This window comes from Pseudomonas sp. RIT-PI-AD (assembly GCF_025642785.1).
Taxonomy (GTDB): Bacteria; Pseudomonadota; Gammaproteobacteria; order Pseudomonadales; family Pseudomonadaceae; genus Pseudomonas_T.
The window spans coordinates 126,098-141,136 of sequence record NZ_JANZKU010000005.1 but is presented as its reverse complement, the minus strand read 5'-3'; the positions used below and the strand labels follow the sequence as shown (position 1 = coordinate 141,136).

The 15,039-nt window shown below is 65.6% G+C and carries 12 protein-coding genes; 5 read left to right on the top strand and 7 right to left on the bottom strand.

Annotation, left to right across the window (positions count from 1 at the left end):
* Positions 1-77: 77 nt before the first annotated feature.
* From OGL92_RS06315 to OGL92_RS06305, 3 genes are read right to left on the bottom strand one after another with little or no spacing between them, the layout of a single operon-like run.
* Positions 78-1,322 carry a lipoprotein-releasing ABC transporter permease subunit gene (locus tag OGL92_RS06315; RefSeq protein WP_263141790.1) on the bottom strand — a complete coding sequence of 415 codons (1,245 nt, stop codon included), beginning with the start codon at positions 1,320-1,322 and terminating at the stop codon, positions 78-80.
* Positions 1,322-2,005, bottom strand: a complete 684-nt coding sequence (gene lolD / locus OGL92_RS06310) for a lipoprotein-releasing ABC transporter ATP-binding protein LolD (protein WP_263141788.1) — start codon at positions 2,003-2,005, stop codon at positions 1,322-1,324. Before lolD ends, OGL92_RS06315 begins: the two co-directional genes overlap by 1 nt.
* Positions 1,998-3,254, bottom strand: coding sequence for a lipoprotein-releasing ABC transporter permease subunit (locus OGL92_RS06305; RefSeq protein WP_263141787.1), 1,257 nt, complete (start codon positions 3,252-3,254; stop codon positions 1,998-2,000). Before OGL92_RS06305 ends, lolD begins: the two co-directional genes overlap by 8 nt.
* Before the next feature lie 93 nt (positions 3,255-3,347).
* Here OGL92_RS06305 and OGL92_RS06300 point away from each other — a divergent pair, with 93 nt between their 5' ends.
* The 3 genes from OGL92_RS06300 to OGL92_RS06290 all read left to right on the top strand — a co-directional run bounded on the left by OGL92_RS06300 (position 3,348) and on the right by OGL92_RS06290 (position 5,318).
* Positions 3,348-3,932, top strand: coding sequence for a PilZ domain-containing protein (locus tag OGL92_RS06300; RefSeq protein WP_263141785.1), 585 nt, complete (start codon positions 3,348-3,350; stop codon positions 3,930-3,932).
* 197 nt (positions 3,933-4,129) lie between these two features.
* Positions 4,130-4,426: a phosphodiesterase gene (locus OGL92_RS06295; protein ID WP_263141783.1), complete on the top strand. Its 297-nt coding sequence runs from the start codon at positions 4,130-4,132 to the stop codon at positions 4,424-4,426.
* A 169-nt stretch (positions 4,427-4,595) separates the two neighbouring features.
* Entirely contained in the window at positions 4,596-5,318 is a 723-nt protein-coding gene (locus OGL92_RS06290; protein ID WP_263141782.1) for a glycerophosphodiester phosphodiesterase, read from the top strand.
* Positions 5,319-5,360: 42 nt separating this feature from the next.
* Here the strand turns inward: OGL92_RS06290 and sthA are convergent, their stop codons facing one another.
* From sthA to OGL92_RS06270, 4 genes are all read right to left on the bottom strand, one after another.
* Positions 5,361-6,755 (bottom strand): Si-specific NAD(P)(+) transhydrogenase, encoded by a 1,395-nt coding sequence (gene sthA, locus OGL92_RS06285; protein WP_263141780.1) that lies wholly within the window; start codon positions 6,753-6,755, stop codon positions 5,361-5,363.
* 179 nt (positions 6,756-6,934) lie between these two features.
* Positions 6,935-7,975, bottom strand: coding sequence for an FAD:protein FMN transferase (locus OGL92_RS06280; protein WP_263141777.1), 1,041 nt, complete (start codon positions 7,973-7,975; stop codon positions 6,935-6,937).
* A 16-nt stretch (positions 7,976-7,991) separates the two neighbouring features.
* Positions 7,992-9,395 (bottom strand): amino acid permease, encoded by a 1,404-nt coding sequence (locus tag OGL92_RS06275; protein WP_263141774.1) that lies wholly within the window; start codon positions 9,393-9,395, stop codon positions 7,992-7,994.
* Between the two features lie 94 nt (positions 9,396-9,489).
* Positions 9,490-10,938, bottom strand: a complete 1,449-nt coding sequence (locus tag OGL92_RS06270; protein ID WP_263141772.1) for a glyceraldehyde-3-phosphate dehydrogenase — start codon at positions 10,936-10,938, stop codon at positions 9,490-9,492.
* Between the two features lie 158 nt (positions 10,939-11,096).
* On the opposite strand from OGL92_RS06270, the gene mfd reads away from it, so the two are divergent.
* Positions 11,097-14,537 carry a transcription-repair coupling factor gene (mfd, locus tag OGL92_RS06265; protein WP_263141770.1) on the top strand — a complete coding sequence of 1,147 codons (3,441 nt, stop codon included), beginning with the start codon at positions 11,097-11,099 and terminating at the stop codon, positions 14,535-14,537.
* Between the two features lie 86 nt (positions 14,538-14,623).
* Entirely contained in the window at positions 14,624-15,016 is a 393-nt protein-coding gene (locus tag OGL92_RS06260) for a hypothetical protein (protein ID WP_263141769.1), read from the top strand.
* Positions 15,017-15,039 lie beyond the last annotated feature (23 nt).

Genomic DNA, 15,039 nt, shown 5'->3' with positions numbered 1-15,039 from the left:
ATCCGTTCCGGGGATGGCCGCATCCTGCGGCCGTCCGACAGCTTAGCCGCTAATCGAGCCCTCTGCGGCCGTCGGCATCATTCGTAGCGCAGGGCCTCGGCCGGCTGGGTACGGGCCGCGCGCCAGGCCGGGTATAGGGTGGCGAGGAAGCTCAGCAGCAATGCCGCCGTGCAGATCATCGCCACGTCTCCGAATTGCAGGTCGGAAGGCAGGTAATTGATGAAGTAGACGTCGGAGGTGAGGATCTGCTGATGGGTGATACGCTCGATCCAGCCCACCAGGCTGCTCACGTTCAACGCCGCGAGGACACCGAACACTCCGCCGATCAGGGTGCCGATCACGCCGATCACCGTTCCCTGGACCATGAAGATGCCCATGATCTGGCGTGGCGTGGCGCCGAGGGTACGCAGGATCGCGATGTCGGCGCGCTTGTCGGCGACCACCATGATCAGGGTGGCGATGATGTTGAAGGCCGCCACCGCGATGATCAGCAGCAGCAGCAGACCGATCATGGTCTTTTCCATCTTCATCGCGCTGAACAGACTCCCCTGGGTATGGGTCCAGTCGTCGGCGCGGAAGCCCGCGCCCAGCTCCTTGACGATGGCTGCGGCCACGCTGGGCGATTGGTACAGGTCCTTGAGGGCGATGCGCACGCCCTGCACCTGCCCGGGTTGCAGGCGCTGCATGGCGCCGGCATCGGCGTAGTGGATCAGGCCCAGGGAGCCATCCAGCTCGGCGCCGACCTTGAAGATACCCACCACGTTCAAGCGCTGCATGCGCGGGGTGATCCCGCCCGGGGCGCTGCTGGCCTCCGGCACGATGAGCGTCAGCTTGTCACCGGTATTCAGGTGAAAGCGGCGCGCGGTGATCTCGCCGATGACGATGCCGAAGGAGCCGGGCTGCAGGTCGTCCAGGCTGCCCTGGACGATGTGCTGGCCGATGATCGACACCTTGGGCTCTTCCCGCGGATCGATGCCATGGATCTGGATCGGCTGCATGGTGCCTTTGTAGGACAGCATGCCCTCCAGCTCGGCGAAGGGCACCGCGCCAATCACCTGCGGCTGGCGCATGGCCACCGCGGCGACGTCGTGCCAATCGTCGAGGGGATGCTCGGCGGCGAGGGTCGCGTGGGGCACCATCCCGAGGATGCGCGCACTCATTTCCTTCTGGAACCCGTTCATCACCGACAGCACCACGATCATCGCCAGCACGCCCAGGGCGAGCCCGATCATCGAGGTGAGGGAGATGAACGAAATGAAGTGGTTGCGCCGCTTGGCGCGGGTATACCGGGTGCCGATGAAGATCGAGAGAGGTCTGAACATCACGCCGCTACCAACCGGCCTTCTTCGAGCCGCAGGACGCGGTCCATCTGCTGCGCCAGCTGCAAGTCGTGGGTCACCACCATGAAGGCGGTGCGCGACGAGGCACTGAGCTCCAGCATCAGTTCCTGGATGCCCTGGGCAGTGTGCTGGTCGAGGTTACCGGTCGGCTCGTCGAGCAACACCAGGGCCGGGTTGTTCACCAGGGCGCGAGCGATGGCCACCCGTTGACGCTCGCCGCCGGACAGCTCCGCCGGCTTGTGCGCCAGCCGGTGCCCGAGCCCGACCCGCTGCAACAGCTCGGTCGAACGTTTGCGGGCTTCCGGAATCGCGGTCTTGCCGATCAGCAAGGGCATGCAGACGTTCTCCAGGGCGGTGAACTCCGGCAGCAGGTGATGGAATTGATAGACGAAACCCAAGGCACGGTTACGCAGCAATCCGCGGGCCTTTTCGTTGAGGGCGGACAGCTCCTCGCCGGCCAGCCAGACGCTGCCGCGGGTCGGGGTGTCCAGGCCGCCGAGCAGATTGAGCAAGGTGCTCTTGCCGGAACCGGAACTGCCGACGATGGCGACGCGTTCCCCCGGCAGCAACTCCAGCGCCACGGCGGACAACACTTCCACCGATTGCGGGCCTTCCTCGTAGCGTTTGCCCAGGTCGCGGCAACTCAGAACGGCCTTCTCACTCATAACGTAATGCCTCCGCAGGCTGGGTACGCGCGGCACGCCAGGCCGGATATAGGGTCGCGAGGAAACTCAGGATCAGGGCGGCGGCGCAGACTTGTAGCACATCCTGGGCCATCAACTGGGACGGCAGGTAGTCGATGAAGTACACCTCGGCATCGAGGAACTTATGTCCGATCAGGCCCTCCAGACCGGCGATCGCCCGGCTGACGTTGAGCGCCGCGAGTATGCCGAGTACCGCGCCGATCAGGGTGCCGAACACGCCGATCACCGTGCCTTGCACCATGAACGTGGCCATGATCTGCCGCGGGGTCGCCCCCAGGGTGCGCAGGATGGCGATGTCGGCCTTCTTGTCGGTGACCACCATGACCAGGGTGGAGATGATGTTGAACGCGGCGACCGCGACGATCAGCAGCAACAGCAGGCCGATCATGGCTTTCTCCATGCGGATCGCCTGGTAGAGATTGCCATGGGTGCGCGTCCAGTCCCGGGCGTAGTAATCGCCGGTCTTGGCCAGTTCCCAGGCCACCCGCGGCGCCTCGAACAGGTCGTCGAGCTTGAGCCGCAGCCCCTGCACCTGGCCAGGCTTCCAGCGCAGCAGGCGGGCGGCGTCGTCCAGATGGGTCATGGCCATGTAGCCATCGATCTCGCCCGCGCCGACGTGGAAGATCCCCACCACGGTGAAGCGCTTCATTCGCGGAAACATGCCGGCCGGGGTGACCGACACTTCCGGTGCGACGAAGGTGACCTTGTCGCCCACCCCCACGCCGAGTTTCTCCGCCGCGCGGTTACCGATGAGGATGCCGAATTCCCCGGCCTTGAGGGCATCCAGCGATCCCTTGGCGCCGTCTTCCGGCTTGAACGCCTTGCCGATGCTGGAAACGCTGGCCTCCAGGCTCGGGTCGACCGCGGTGATCAGGATTTTCTGCACCTTGCCGTTGTTGGTCAGCAGCCCCTGCATCTGGGTGAAGGGCGCCACCGCCACCACACGCGGATGCCGGCGCACGCGCTCGGCGAGAGCGTGCCAGTCGGCGATGGGCTGTTCGCCCTCGATGCTGGCCTGAGGCACGATGCCCAGGACGTTGGTGCGCATCTCATGGTCGAAGCCGTTCATCACGGACAGCACCACGATCATCACCACCACGCCCAGGGCGAGGCCGATGATGGAAGTGAGGGAAATGAAGGAAACGAAATGGTTACGGCGTCTGGCCCGCGTGTAACGCGCGCCGAGGAAAACAGGCAAGGGTCTGAACATGTCGGAAGCTATGTGAAAAGAATAGGACGCCTTGTAGCGGCGCTCGGCTGGCAGCGTCTACACTCGGACCACTACTGCTGCCTTGGGTTCGTCATGTCGACACGAGACGCGGATGACCGCCGCGAATACTATCGCATCGAAGATACGATCGCACTGGAATTCAGCCTCCTCACCGGCGCCGACGCGCTGGCCAGCGAAGCGCTTCACGATGCCTCGCCGTTGTTCAATCTGCTGAGCGACCTGCACCTGCTGGACTTCGAGTCGCAACACCTGCTGCGCCACATCAGCGAGCGTGATCGCACCCTCGCCAGCTACTTCAAGGTGATGAACAAGCGCATCGACCTGATCGGCCAGGCGATGGCCCAGAGCCTGCTGCGCGAGATCGGCATGCCGCGACACGTCACCCTGTCCGAAGGCGGCATCAGTTTCGATCATGCCCAGGCGCTCGCCGTGGGCACCCACCTTGCCCTCAAGATCGTGCTGATGCCCCAGGCGCTCGGTCTGCTGCTACGGGCCCAGGTGGTCCATTGCCGTATCCGCGAGGACGGACAATTCGAAATCGGCACCGAGTTCGAGGCCCTTTCCGATGCCCAGCGGCAGTTGCTGGCGCGGCACATCCTGCAAAAACAGGCGATGGAACGGCGCAAGGCCCGCGACCAGGCGAACGGCCCCCAGTAACCCCTCTTCCCCTTCGTGTCCGTCGAGTAGCGCCAGCCCGCCACCCGCGTGCTCCCAACCGGGCGCCGAACGGTTTCCACCCGCGATCGCCAGCGGTGGCAGACTCCGCAAAGCCTGCACTGCATCACAGCGGTGCGCGCGGCAATCGCTATCCTAGCGAGCCACTCCCCCGACCCTTCCATTTGCAGGAGCCCGCCATGTTCCGTTTCGCCGTGTTGTTCGCGCTCTGGTCGGCGCTGCCGGCCCAGGCCGATACCCTGAGCATCCCTCTCGGCCAGCAAGGCGCCGCGAATATCTCCATGCCCGCCCGCGGAGCCTCGCAGAAAGCCGTCCTGGACCGCTTCGGCCTGGCGGACGAGGAACACCCCGCCGTGGGCACGCCGCCGATCACGCGCTGGGACTACCGCGATTTCTCGGTCTACTTCGAAAGCGGCCGGGTGATCGACAGCGTCGCCCACCATGTCCCGGCCAACGCCGCGGCGCCGACGCGCTGATCGAGCGGCTTCACTAACCGTCGCGCGTCGAATCGGAACACTGTCCACGGCACCGTTCGCGACCTGACGCCCCGCAGCTGCCGCCTCGCCGCCCGCGCGCCCAAATGGCGCTACACGGCATGGGCTTTTTTATGCAGACTGGTGGCTCTTTCCCTTTCGAGGAATCGGCATGACCCTGATCTACGGCCATCGTGGCGCCAAGGGCGAAGTCCCGGAAAACACCCTCGCCAGTTTCCAGCGTTGCCTGGAGCATGGCGTCCGCCGCTGCGAACTGGACTTGCATCTGTCCCACGATGGCGAGCTGATGGTGATCCATGACCCCACCCTCAAACGCACCACCGGCCGCCGCGGCAAGGTGGCCGAGCGCGATGCCGCGGAACTGGTCACCTACGATGCCCGCCTGGGCGGCCCCGGCGCCCTGCAGGCCTGCCCGATCCCGCGCCTGGAAGAACTGTTCGAGCGCTGCCCATTCGAGCATTGGCAACTGGAAGTGAAGAGCGCCTCGCGGGTGCGCGCCGCGCGGACCGTCGAGGCGATCGCGGCACTGGCCGAACGGCATGGCGTGAACGACAAGGTCTGCGTGACGTCCAGCTCGCGGGAGGTGCTTCGCGCGCTCCAGCAAGTGGCGCCGCATCTGCAGCGCGGCCTGGTGGCGGAGTACGCCTGGCTGGACCCGTTGAAGGTCGCCGCCAACTACGGCTGCACGCTGCTGGCGCTGAACTGGACCCTATGCACCCCGGAGCGCCTGCTGAAGGCGCAGAAACAGGGCTTGCACGTATCGGTGTGGACGGTGAACGAACCGGCGCTGATGCGCCGGCTCGCCGATTTCGGTGTGGACAGCCTGATCACAGACTTTCCCGGTTTGGCCAGCGCCACCCTCGGGAATCGCTGAAGTCCTTGTCTCCGACCGGCTCAGGCCACCGGCCGGAGCCGCTCAAAAAAGCCGGTTGAGGCCGTCGAAGGCGGCCACTCGATAGGCTTCCGCCATGGTCGGGTAGTTGAAGGTGGTGTTGACGAAATACTTGATGGTATTCGCCTCGCCCGGCTGATTCATGATCGCCTGGCCGATGTGCACGATCTCCGAGGCCTGGTAGCCGAAGCAGTGCACGCCGAGCACTTCCAGCGTCTCGCGGTGGAACAGCAACTTCAGCATGCCCACCGGTTCATGGGAGATTTGCGCCCGCGCCATGCCCTTGAAGAAGGCCTTGCCCACTTCATAGGGAATCTTCGCCTGGGTCAGCTCGCGCTCGTTCTTGCCGATGGAGCTGATCTCCGGAATGGTGTAAATCCCGGTCGGCACGTCATCGACGAAGCGCCAGCTGCCGTTGTCGACGATGCTGCCCGCAGCCGAGCGGCCCTGGTCGTAGGCAGCGCTGGCCAGGCTCGGCCAGCCGATCACGTCGCCCGCGGCGTAGATGTTAGAGACGCCGGTGCAGTAGCTTTGGTCGACGTCGATCTGCCCGCGGCTGTTCACCTTGATGCCGATGTTCTCCAGGCCGAGGCGGTCGGTGTTGCCGGTACGGCCGTTGCACCAGAGCAAGGCATCGGCCTTGATCTTCTTGCCCGACTTCAGGTGCAGGATGACCCCGTTGTCGGTGCCCTCGACGTTTTCGTATTCCTCGTTGTGCCGCACCAGCACGTTGTTGTTGCTGAAGTGATAGCTCAGCGCCTGGGAAATCTCCGCGTCGAGGAAGCTGAGCAACTGGTCGCGGGTATCGATGAGGTCGACCAGCACCCCGAGGCCGCTGAAAATCGAGGCGTATTCGCTGCCGATCACCCCGGCGCCATAGATGATCAGCCGGCGCGGCGTGTGGCTCAGGGTAAGGATGGTGTCGCTGTCGTAGACCCGCGGGTGGTTGAAGTCGATGTCCGCCGGGCGATAGGGTCGCGAGCCGGTGGCGATGATGATCTGCTTGGCGACCAGTTTTTCCACCGCGCCATTGAGACAGACCACTTCGATGGTTTGCTCGTCGGCGAAGCTGCCGGTGCCGAAGAAGGTGTCGATGCGGTTGCGGGCGTAGTAGCTGGTGCGCGAGGTCACCTGCTTGGCGATCACCTTCTCCGCGCTTTTCAGCACGTCCGGGAAGGAGAACCACCGGGGTTCGCCGATCTGCCGGAACATCGGATTGGTGTTGAACTGCATGATCTGCCGGACCGAATGGCGCAAGGCCTTCGACGGGATGGTGCCGAGGTGCGTGCAATTGCCGCCGACCACGCGGCGGCTGTCGACCACGGCCACCTTGCGCCCGGCCTTGGCGGCGTTCATCGCCGCGCCTTCGCCGGCCGGGCCGGAACCCAGCACCACCACATCGTAGTTGTAGACCGCCATCTGTCATTCCCCTTCGTTACGGCGTCGCGCCCGCGGGAGGGGCATGACGTCTTGTCCTCGCAGCTTAACCGCGCTGCAAAACGCTGCACATTAGCGCGTGGTCGCGGCGTAGGCGAGCGTTGCGTCCACTACATGGCAAAGCGTAGCGCCTCCCGGCGGCACGCCCTGCCCATTCGCGATCAGGGCCCTGCGACCGGCAAACGGTCGAAGGCGGAGCTGGCGCGCTCGACGAATCCCTCGCCCTCATGGCTGACGAACAGCGCGGCGATCCCCTGCCGCTCGGCATAGGCCAGACCGCGCCGCGGGCCCAGCACCATCAGGAGCGTGGAAAGCCCGTCCGCGCGCAGCGCCGAAGGCGCCACCACGGTGACCGACGCCAAGGCATGTCGGATCGGCGCGCCGGTGGCGGGGTCGAGAGTATGGGAATAACGCCGCCCGTCCCGCTCGAAGTAGTGCCGGTAATCGCCGGAGGTGGACACCCCCTGGCCGTCGAGGGCCAGGCGTCGCTGCGCCTCGCGCCGATCGGCGTGCGGTGCCTCGATGCCGATCCGCCAGGGCGAGCCGTCCGGGCGATGCCCCTGGGCCTTCAATTCGCCGGTGATCTCCACCAGGAAGTTCTTCACGCCCAGCGCCTCCAGCCGCGCGGCGACCCGATCCACCGTGTAACCGGCGGCGATGGCATTGAAATCCAGTTGCAGGGCCACGTCCTTGCACAGCGCGCGCGCCTCGATCCGCAGGTGGCGATGGCCCACCCGCTGCCGCACGGCGTCGATTTCCGCGGGTGTCGGCACGCGCTCGCCCCTGGACTGCGGGCCGAAGCCCCAGAGATCGAGCAAGGGTTCGAGGGTCAGGTCGAAGGCGCCGTCGCTTTCACGTGACAGCGCCGCGCCGGCGCGCGCCAGTTCCAGCACCTCGTCGGGCATCGCCTGGCAGGTGCCGGCCGGGGCGGCATTGAAGCGGGACACCTGCGAGTCGCCGCGGTAGGTGGAAAAGTCCCGGTCGATCTGTCCGAGGATCGTCTCCACCTCCCCTTGCAAGGCGTCCCGCGAAGGCAGCCCCGCGACACCGACGTATTGCACCGAGTAGCGGCTGCCCATCGTCGGCCCCTCGAAGCGCTCCAGCGCGGGCTCGCACCCGGCGAGCGCGCACGACAGCAGCAGCGCGGCGAAACCCCGAACGAAGCCGACAGCGGGTCCGTTCGCCCCCACGCCCTTCGCCATGGCCGACGCCCGATCCTCAGGCCCTGGCCTTCAGCTCGCCGCCCCTGGAGACCCGCAGCCGGTAGCAGACCCAGATGAACAGCAGCCAGACCGGCATGGCGTAGACCGACACGTTGATACCCGGAATCATCAGCATGATGCCGAGGATGAACACCACGAACGCCAGGCACAGGTAGTTGGTGAAGGGCGACCAGAACGCCTTGAAGCCCGGCTCGATGCCACGCGCGACCAGCACCTTGCGGAACTTGAGGTGGGACAGGCTGATCATCGCCCAGTTGATCATCAGGGCGGCCACCACCAGCGCCATCAGCAGTTCCAGCGCTTCGCGCGGGGCCAGGTAGTTCACCACCACGCAGAGGAAGGTGATCAGCGCCGAGACGCCGATGGCCAGCACCGGCACGCCACGGCGGTCGACCTTGGCCAGGGCCTTGGGCGCATCGCCCTGCTCGGCCATGCCATAGAGCATCCGGCTGTTGCAGTAGACGCCGCTGTTGTAGACCGACAGCGCAGCGGTCAGCACCACGAAGTTGAGGATGTGCGCGGCGGTGTCGCTACCGATCAGCGAGAAAATCTGCACGAAGGGGCTGCCGCTGTAGGGGTCGCCGGCGGCGCCGAGGGTCGCCAGCAAGCGGTCCCAGGGATAGAGCATCAGCAACACGCTGAGGGCGCCGATGTAGAAGATCAGGATGCGGTAGATCACCTGGTTGATCGCTTTGGGGATCACCTTGCGCGGCTCGGACGCTTCCGCCGCGGTGATGCCCACCAGCTCGAGCCCGCCGAAAGAAAACATGATGATCGCCAGGACCATCACCAGCCCCTTGAGGCCGTTGGGGAAGAAGCCGCCGTGGCTCCAGAGGTTGCTCACCGCCGCTTGCTCGCCGCCCTTGCCGCTGACCAGCAGGTACAAGCCGAGCAGGATCATGCCGATGATCGCCACCACCTTGATCAGGGCGAACCAGAACTCCGTCTCGCCGAAGACCTTCACGTTGCCGAGGTTGACCAGGTTGATGACCACGAAGAACAGGGCCGCGGTGACCCAGGTCGGCACGTCGGGCCACCAAAACTGCACGTACTTGCCGACCGCGGTCAGTTCCGCCATGCCCACCAGCACGTAGAGCACCCAGTAGTTCCAACCCGACAGGAAGCCCGCGTAGCCGCCCCAGTAACGATGGGCGAAATGGCTCACGGAACCGGCGACCGGCTCCTCGACGATCATTTCGCCGAGCTGACGCATGATCAGGAAGGCGATGAGCCCGGTGATCGCGTAGCCGAGGATCATCGAAGGGCCGGCCGACTTGAGCACCCCGGCGGAGCCGAGGAACAGTCCGGTCCCGATGGCGCCGCCGAAGGCGATCAACTGGATATGGCGATTCTTCAGGCCGCGCTTGAGCGGGCCCGACTGCAAAATGTGTCCATCCATCGAGGGCTCCCCGGATAACCGGATAAAGTGAAGGACTGCCTGTCGTGCAATGAAAAACGGGAGCCTAGGCCCCCGTTTTCACGACGCGCGCAGCTTACCGCGGGAAGGCCGGCGGGTTAACCCCGGCCATGTCTTCCATCACACGCACGACCTGGCAGCTGTAGCCGAACTCGTTGTCGTACCAGACGTAGAGGACCACGCGGTTATCGTTGGCGATGGTCGCTTCCGCGTCCACCACGCCGGCATGCCGCGAGCCGACGAAGTCGGTGGAGACCACTTCCTGGGAATTGACGTAGTCGATCTGCTTGTGCAGGTCGGAATGCAGCGCCATGTATCGCAGGTAATCGTTGATTTCCTCGCGGCTGGTAGCCTTTTCCAGGTTCAGGTTGAGGATCGCCATGGATACGTTCGGCGTCGGCACGCGGATCGCATTACCGGTCAGCTTGCCGGCCAGTTCGGGCAGCGCCTTGGCCGCGGCGGTGGCGGCACCGGTCTCGGTGATCACCATGTTCAGCGCGGCGCTGCGGCCACGGCGATCGCCCTTGTGGAAGTTGTCGATCAGGTTCTGGTCGTTGGTGTAGGAGTGGACCGTTTCCACGTGGCCGTTGACGATGCCGTACTTGTCGTTGACCGCTTTGAGCACCGGCACGATGGCGTTGGTGGTGCAGGACGCGGCGGAAACGATCTTGTCGTCGTCAGTGATTTCGCTGTGGTTGATGCCGTGGACGATGTTCTTCAGCTTGCCCTTGCCGGGAGCGGTCAACACCACGCGGTCCACGCCCGGGCACTTGAGGTGCTGGGACAAGCCTTCGGCGTCGCGCCATTTGCCGGTGTTGTCCACCAGCAGCGCGTGCTCGATGCCGTATTGGGTGTAGTCGACGCTGGCCGGGTCGTTGGAATAGATCACCTGGATCAGGTTGCCGTTGACGGTCAGGGTGTTGTTGGCTTCATCGACCACGATGGTGCCGTCGAACGGGCCGTGCACCGAGTCGCGACGCAGCAGGCTGGCGCGCTTGACCAGGTCGTTGTCGGCACCCTTGCGCACGACGATGGCGCGCAGGCGCAGGCCGTCGCCGCCGCCGGTCTTCTCCACCAGGATGCGCGCGAGCAGGCGACCGATGCGGCCGAAGCCGTACAGCACCACGTCGGTGCCCTTGCGCTTCACGTCGCTCTGCTTGCCGGCGACTTCGGCCAGTTCGTCGCGGACGAACTGCTCGAGGCCGCGACCGGCGCCTTCGCTCTTGAACTTGGCGACCATCTTGCCCAAGTCGACCGAGGCTGTGCCCAGTTTCAGCTCGCCCATGGTCTTGAGGATCTGGAAGGAGTCGTGCACCGAAAGCTCGGCGTCGTCACCCAGGCGGTGGCGGGCGAAGCGATGGGCCTTGAGGATCGAGATGACCGAACGGTTGATCAGGCTGCGGCCGAAGATCGAGGTCACCACGTTGTTATTGCGGTAGAGCTGACCGATCAGAGGAATCATCGCCTCGGCGAGGGCTTCACGATCGATCCATTCACCAAGACACTGGTCGGGCTTCTGAGTCACGGGCAGTACCTTCCACATGTAGGAGCTGAAAAAAGGGGCTACATTATGACGGCGCCGGCAACCGGCGGCAATCTGCAGCAGCCTAAACACTGACAGCGGCACATTCCGATCGTTACAATCGGTCCGCTCGAATCCCCCGACCGGAGTCACGCCTGCCCGTGCCTGTATTGCGCCTTCCGAGCCTGCCCGCCGCGGCCGGCAAACAACACTGGGGTAACCTGCCGGGTGCCGCGCTGAGCCTGGCGATCGCCGAAGCCGCCAGCGCCGCCAAGCGCTTCACCCTGTTGCTCACCGCCGACAGCCAGAGCGCCGAGCGCCTGGAACAGGAGCTGAGCTTCTTCGCCCCGCAACTGCCGGTGCTGCATTTCCCCGATTGGGAAACCCTGCCCTACGACCTCTTCTCGCCGCACCAGGACATCGTCTCCCAGCGCATCGCCAGCCTCTACCGGCTGCCGGAGTTGAAGCACGGCATCGTGGTAGTGCCGATCACCACCGCCCTACATCGCCTCGCCCCGACCCGTTTCCTGCTCGGCGGCAGCCTGGTGCTGGATCTCGGCCAGCGGCTTGACGTCGCCGCCACCCGTTCGCGCCTGGAAGCCGCAGGCTACCGCTGCGTGGATACCGTCTACGAACATGGCGAGTTCGCCGTGCGTGGCGCGCTGATCGACATCTTTCCGATGGGCAGCAGCCAGCCCTATCGCATCGACCTGTTCGACGATGAAATCGAAACCCTGCGTACCTTCGATCCGGAAACCCAGCGCTCCATCGACAAAGTGGACTCGATCCGCCTGCTGCCGGCCCGCGAGTTCCCCCTGGACAAGAAAGCCGTCACCGATTTCCGCGGGCGCTTCCGCGAGCGCTTCGACGTCGACTTCCGCCGCTGCCCGATCTACCAGGACCTGGCCAGCGGCATCACCCCGGCCGGTATCGAGTACTACCTGCCGCTGTTCTTCGAAGAGACCGCGACCTTCTTCGACTACCTGCCGGAGGACACCCAGGTGTTCTCCCTGCCGGGCATCGAGCAGGCGGCCGAACAGTTCTGGAGCGACGTGCGCAACCGCTACGAGGATCGCCGCGGCGACCTCGAACGGCCGATCATGCCGCCCGCCGAACTCTTCCTGCCGGTGGAGGACTGCTTCGCCCGGCTGAAGAACTGGCCGCGGGTGGTGGTCAGCGCCGAGGACATCGAGACCGGGGTCGGCCGCGAACGCTTTTCCGCCCGGCCGCTGCCGGAACTGGCCATCGAGGCCAAGGCCAGCGAGCCCCTCGGCGCCCTGCGGCGTTTCCTCGACGGCTACGACGGACGGGTGCTCTTCACCGCGGAAACCGCCGGGCGCCGGGAAGTGCTGCTGGAACTGCTCGCCCGGCTCAAGCTGAAACCGGTGGAGGTCGCCGGCTGGCCGGATTTCACCGCAGGCAAGGAGCGCCTGGGCATCTGCATCGCGCCGCTGGACGAAGGCCTGCTGCTGGACGAACTGGCGCTGGTCGCCGAAAGCCCGCTGTTCGGCCAGCGGGTGATGCAACGCCGGCGTCGCGAGAAGACCCGCGATGGCGGCGACAACGTCATCAAGAACCTCACCGAGCTGCGCGAAGGCTCGCCGGTGGTGCACATCGATCACGGCGTCGGCCGCTACCTGGGGTTGATCACCCTGGAAATCGAAGGCCAGGCCGCGGAATTCCTCGCCCTTGAATATGCCGAGGAAGCCAAGCTCTACGTGCCGGTGGCCAACCTGCACCTGATCGCCCGCTACACCGGCAGCGACGACGCCCTGGCGCCGCTGCACCGGCTCGGCTCGGAAACCTGGCAGAAGGCCAAGCGCAAGGCCGCCGAGCAAGTCCGCGACGTGGCCGCCGAACTGCTCGACATCTACGCCCGCCGCGCCGCCCGCGAGGGCTTCGCCTTCGATGATCCGAAGATGGATTACGCCACCTTCTCGGCCGGCTTTCCCTTCGAGGAGACCCCCGACCAGCAAGCGGCCATCGAAGCGGTCATGGCCGACATGCTCGCGCCCCGGCCGATGGATCGGCTGATTTGCGGCGACGTCGGCTTCGGCAAGACCGAAGTGGCGATGCGCGCCGCCTTCATCGCGGTGCACAGCGGCAGGCAGGTCGCCGTGCTGGTGCCCACCACCCTGCTCGCCCAGCAGCACTACAACAGTTTCCGCGACCGCTTCGCCGACTGGCCGGTGCGGGTCGAGGTGATGAGCCGCTTCAAGTCCGCCAAGGAAGTCGACGAGGCGATGCAGAAGCTCGGCGAAGGCCAGTTGGACATCGTCATCGGCACCCACAAGCTGCTGCAGAGCGACGTGCGCTTCAGCAACCTCGGCCTGGTGATCATCGACGAGGAACACCGTTTCGGGGTGCGCCAGAAGGAACAGCTCAAGGCGCTGCGCAGCGAGGTGGACATCCTCACCCTCACCGCCACGCCGATCCCGCGCACGCTGAACATGGCGGTGTCGGGCATGCGCGACCTGTCGATCATCGCCACGCCGCCGGCGCGGCGCCTGTCGGTGCGCACCTTCGTCATGGAACAGCAGAAGCCGGTGATCAAGGAAGCGCTGCTGCGCGAGTTGCTGCGCGGCGGCCAGGTCTACTACCTGCACAACGACGTGAAGACCATCGAGAAGTGTGCCGCCGACCTCGCCGAGCTGGTGCCCGAGGCGCGCATCGCCATCGGCCACGGGCAGATGCGCGAGCGCGACCTGGAACAGGTGATGAGCGATTTCTACCACAAGCGCTTCAACGTGCTGATCGCCTCCACCATCATCGAGACCGGCATCGACGTGCCGAGCGCCAATACCATCATCATCGAGCGCGCGGACAAGTTCGGCCTGGCCCAGTTGCACCAGTTGCGCGGCCGCGTCGGGCGTAGCCACCACCAGGCCTACGCCTACTTGCTCACCCCGCCGCGCAAGCAGATGACCCCGGATGCCGAGAAGCGCCTGGAGGCCATCACCAATGCCCAGGACCTCGGCGCCGGCTTCGTCCTCGCCACCCACGACCTGGAGATCCGCGGCGCCGGCGAACTGCTCGGCGACGGCCAGAGCGGGCAAATCCAGGCGGTCGGCTTCACCCTCTACATGGAAATGCTCGAACGGGCGGTGAAGTCCATCCGCAAGGGCGAGCAGCCGAACCTGGAGCAACCGCTCGGCGGCGGCCCGGAAATCAACCTGCGCCTGCCGGCGCTGATCCCCGAGGACTACCTGCCCGACGTCCACGGCCGGCTGATCCTCTACAAGCGCATCGCCAACGCCGCCGACGAGGATGGCCTGAAAGAATTGCAGGTGGAGATGATCGATCGCTTCGGCCTGCTCCCGGAACCGACCAAGAACCTGGTGCGCCTGACCCTGCTCAAGCTGCAGGCGGAACAGTTGGGGATCAAGAAGATCGACGCCGGCCCCCAGGGCGGGCGCATCGAATTCGCCGCCGATACCTGTGTCGATCCCTTGGTGCTGATCAAGTTGATCCAGAGCCAGCCGAACCGCTACAAGTTCGAAGGCGCGACCCTGTTCAAATTCCAGGTGCCCATGGAGCGCGCGGAAGAGCGCTTCAATACCCTGGAAGCGCTGTTGGAACGGCTGGCACCCAAGGCGACCTGAGGCGTCGACGCGCCTCGGCAACCGGGCGCCACGCCCTCACCCATCGCCCGCGACGCCAGCGTCGCGGTCAACGCACGAGGATCTCCATGCGCGTCGCTACCTGTCTCGCCTTGCTGCTCGCGCGTCTCGCGTCCCAGGCCTTCACGGCCGCGTCCCAGGCCAAAACCATCCTGTTCCGCCAGTCCGGGCAAGTCTCGCCGAGCCCGGCCAACGGCCATCAGGTGTCGCGGCACGAGGCCTGGGCCAGCGGAAACGTCGCGGCCCTGCGGCTCCGGCACGTCCCGGTGGCGGGCCACCTGGCGCTCGGCCAGAACCGCGCCATCCAGATGGACATGAACCTGCGGGTCAACCCGTTCGCCCCGCGGGCTCTGCTCACCGGCAGCGAGCGGCTGAAGCGGAGCGCCCGCCTGAAAGCCGGCGAGCCGACTGACCCGAATCACCCCAACCTGGGCATGCTGCCCAGGGTCACGTCGCTCTAGCCCGATCACTCCGACGCCGTTCG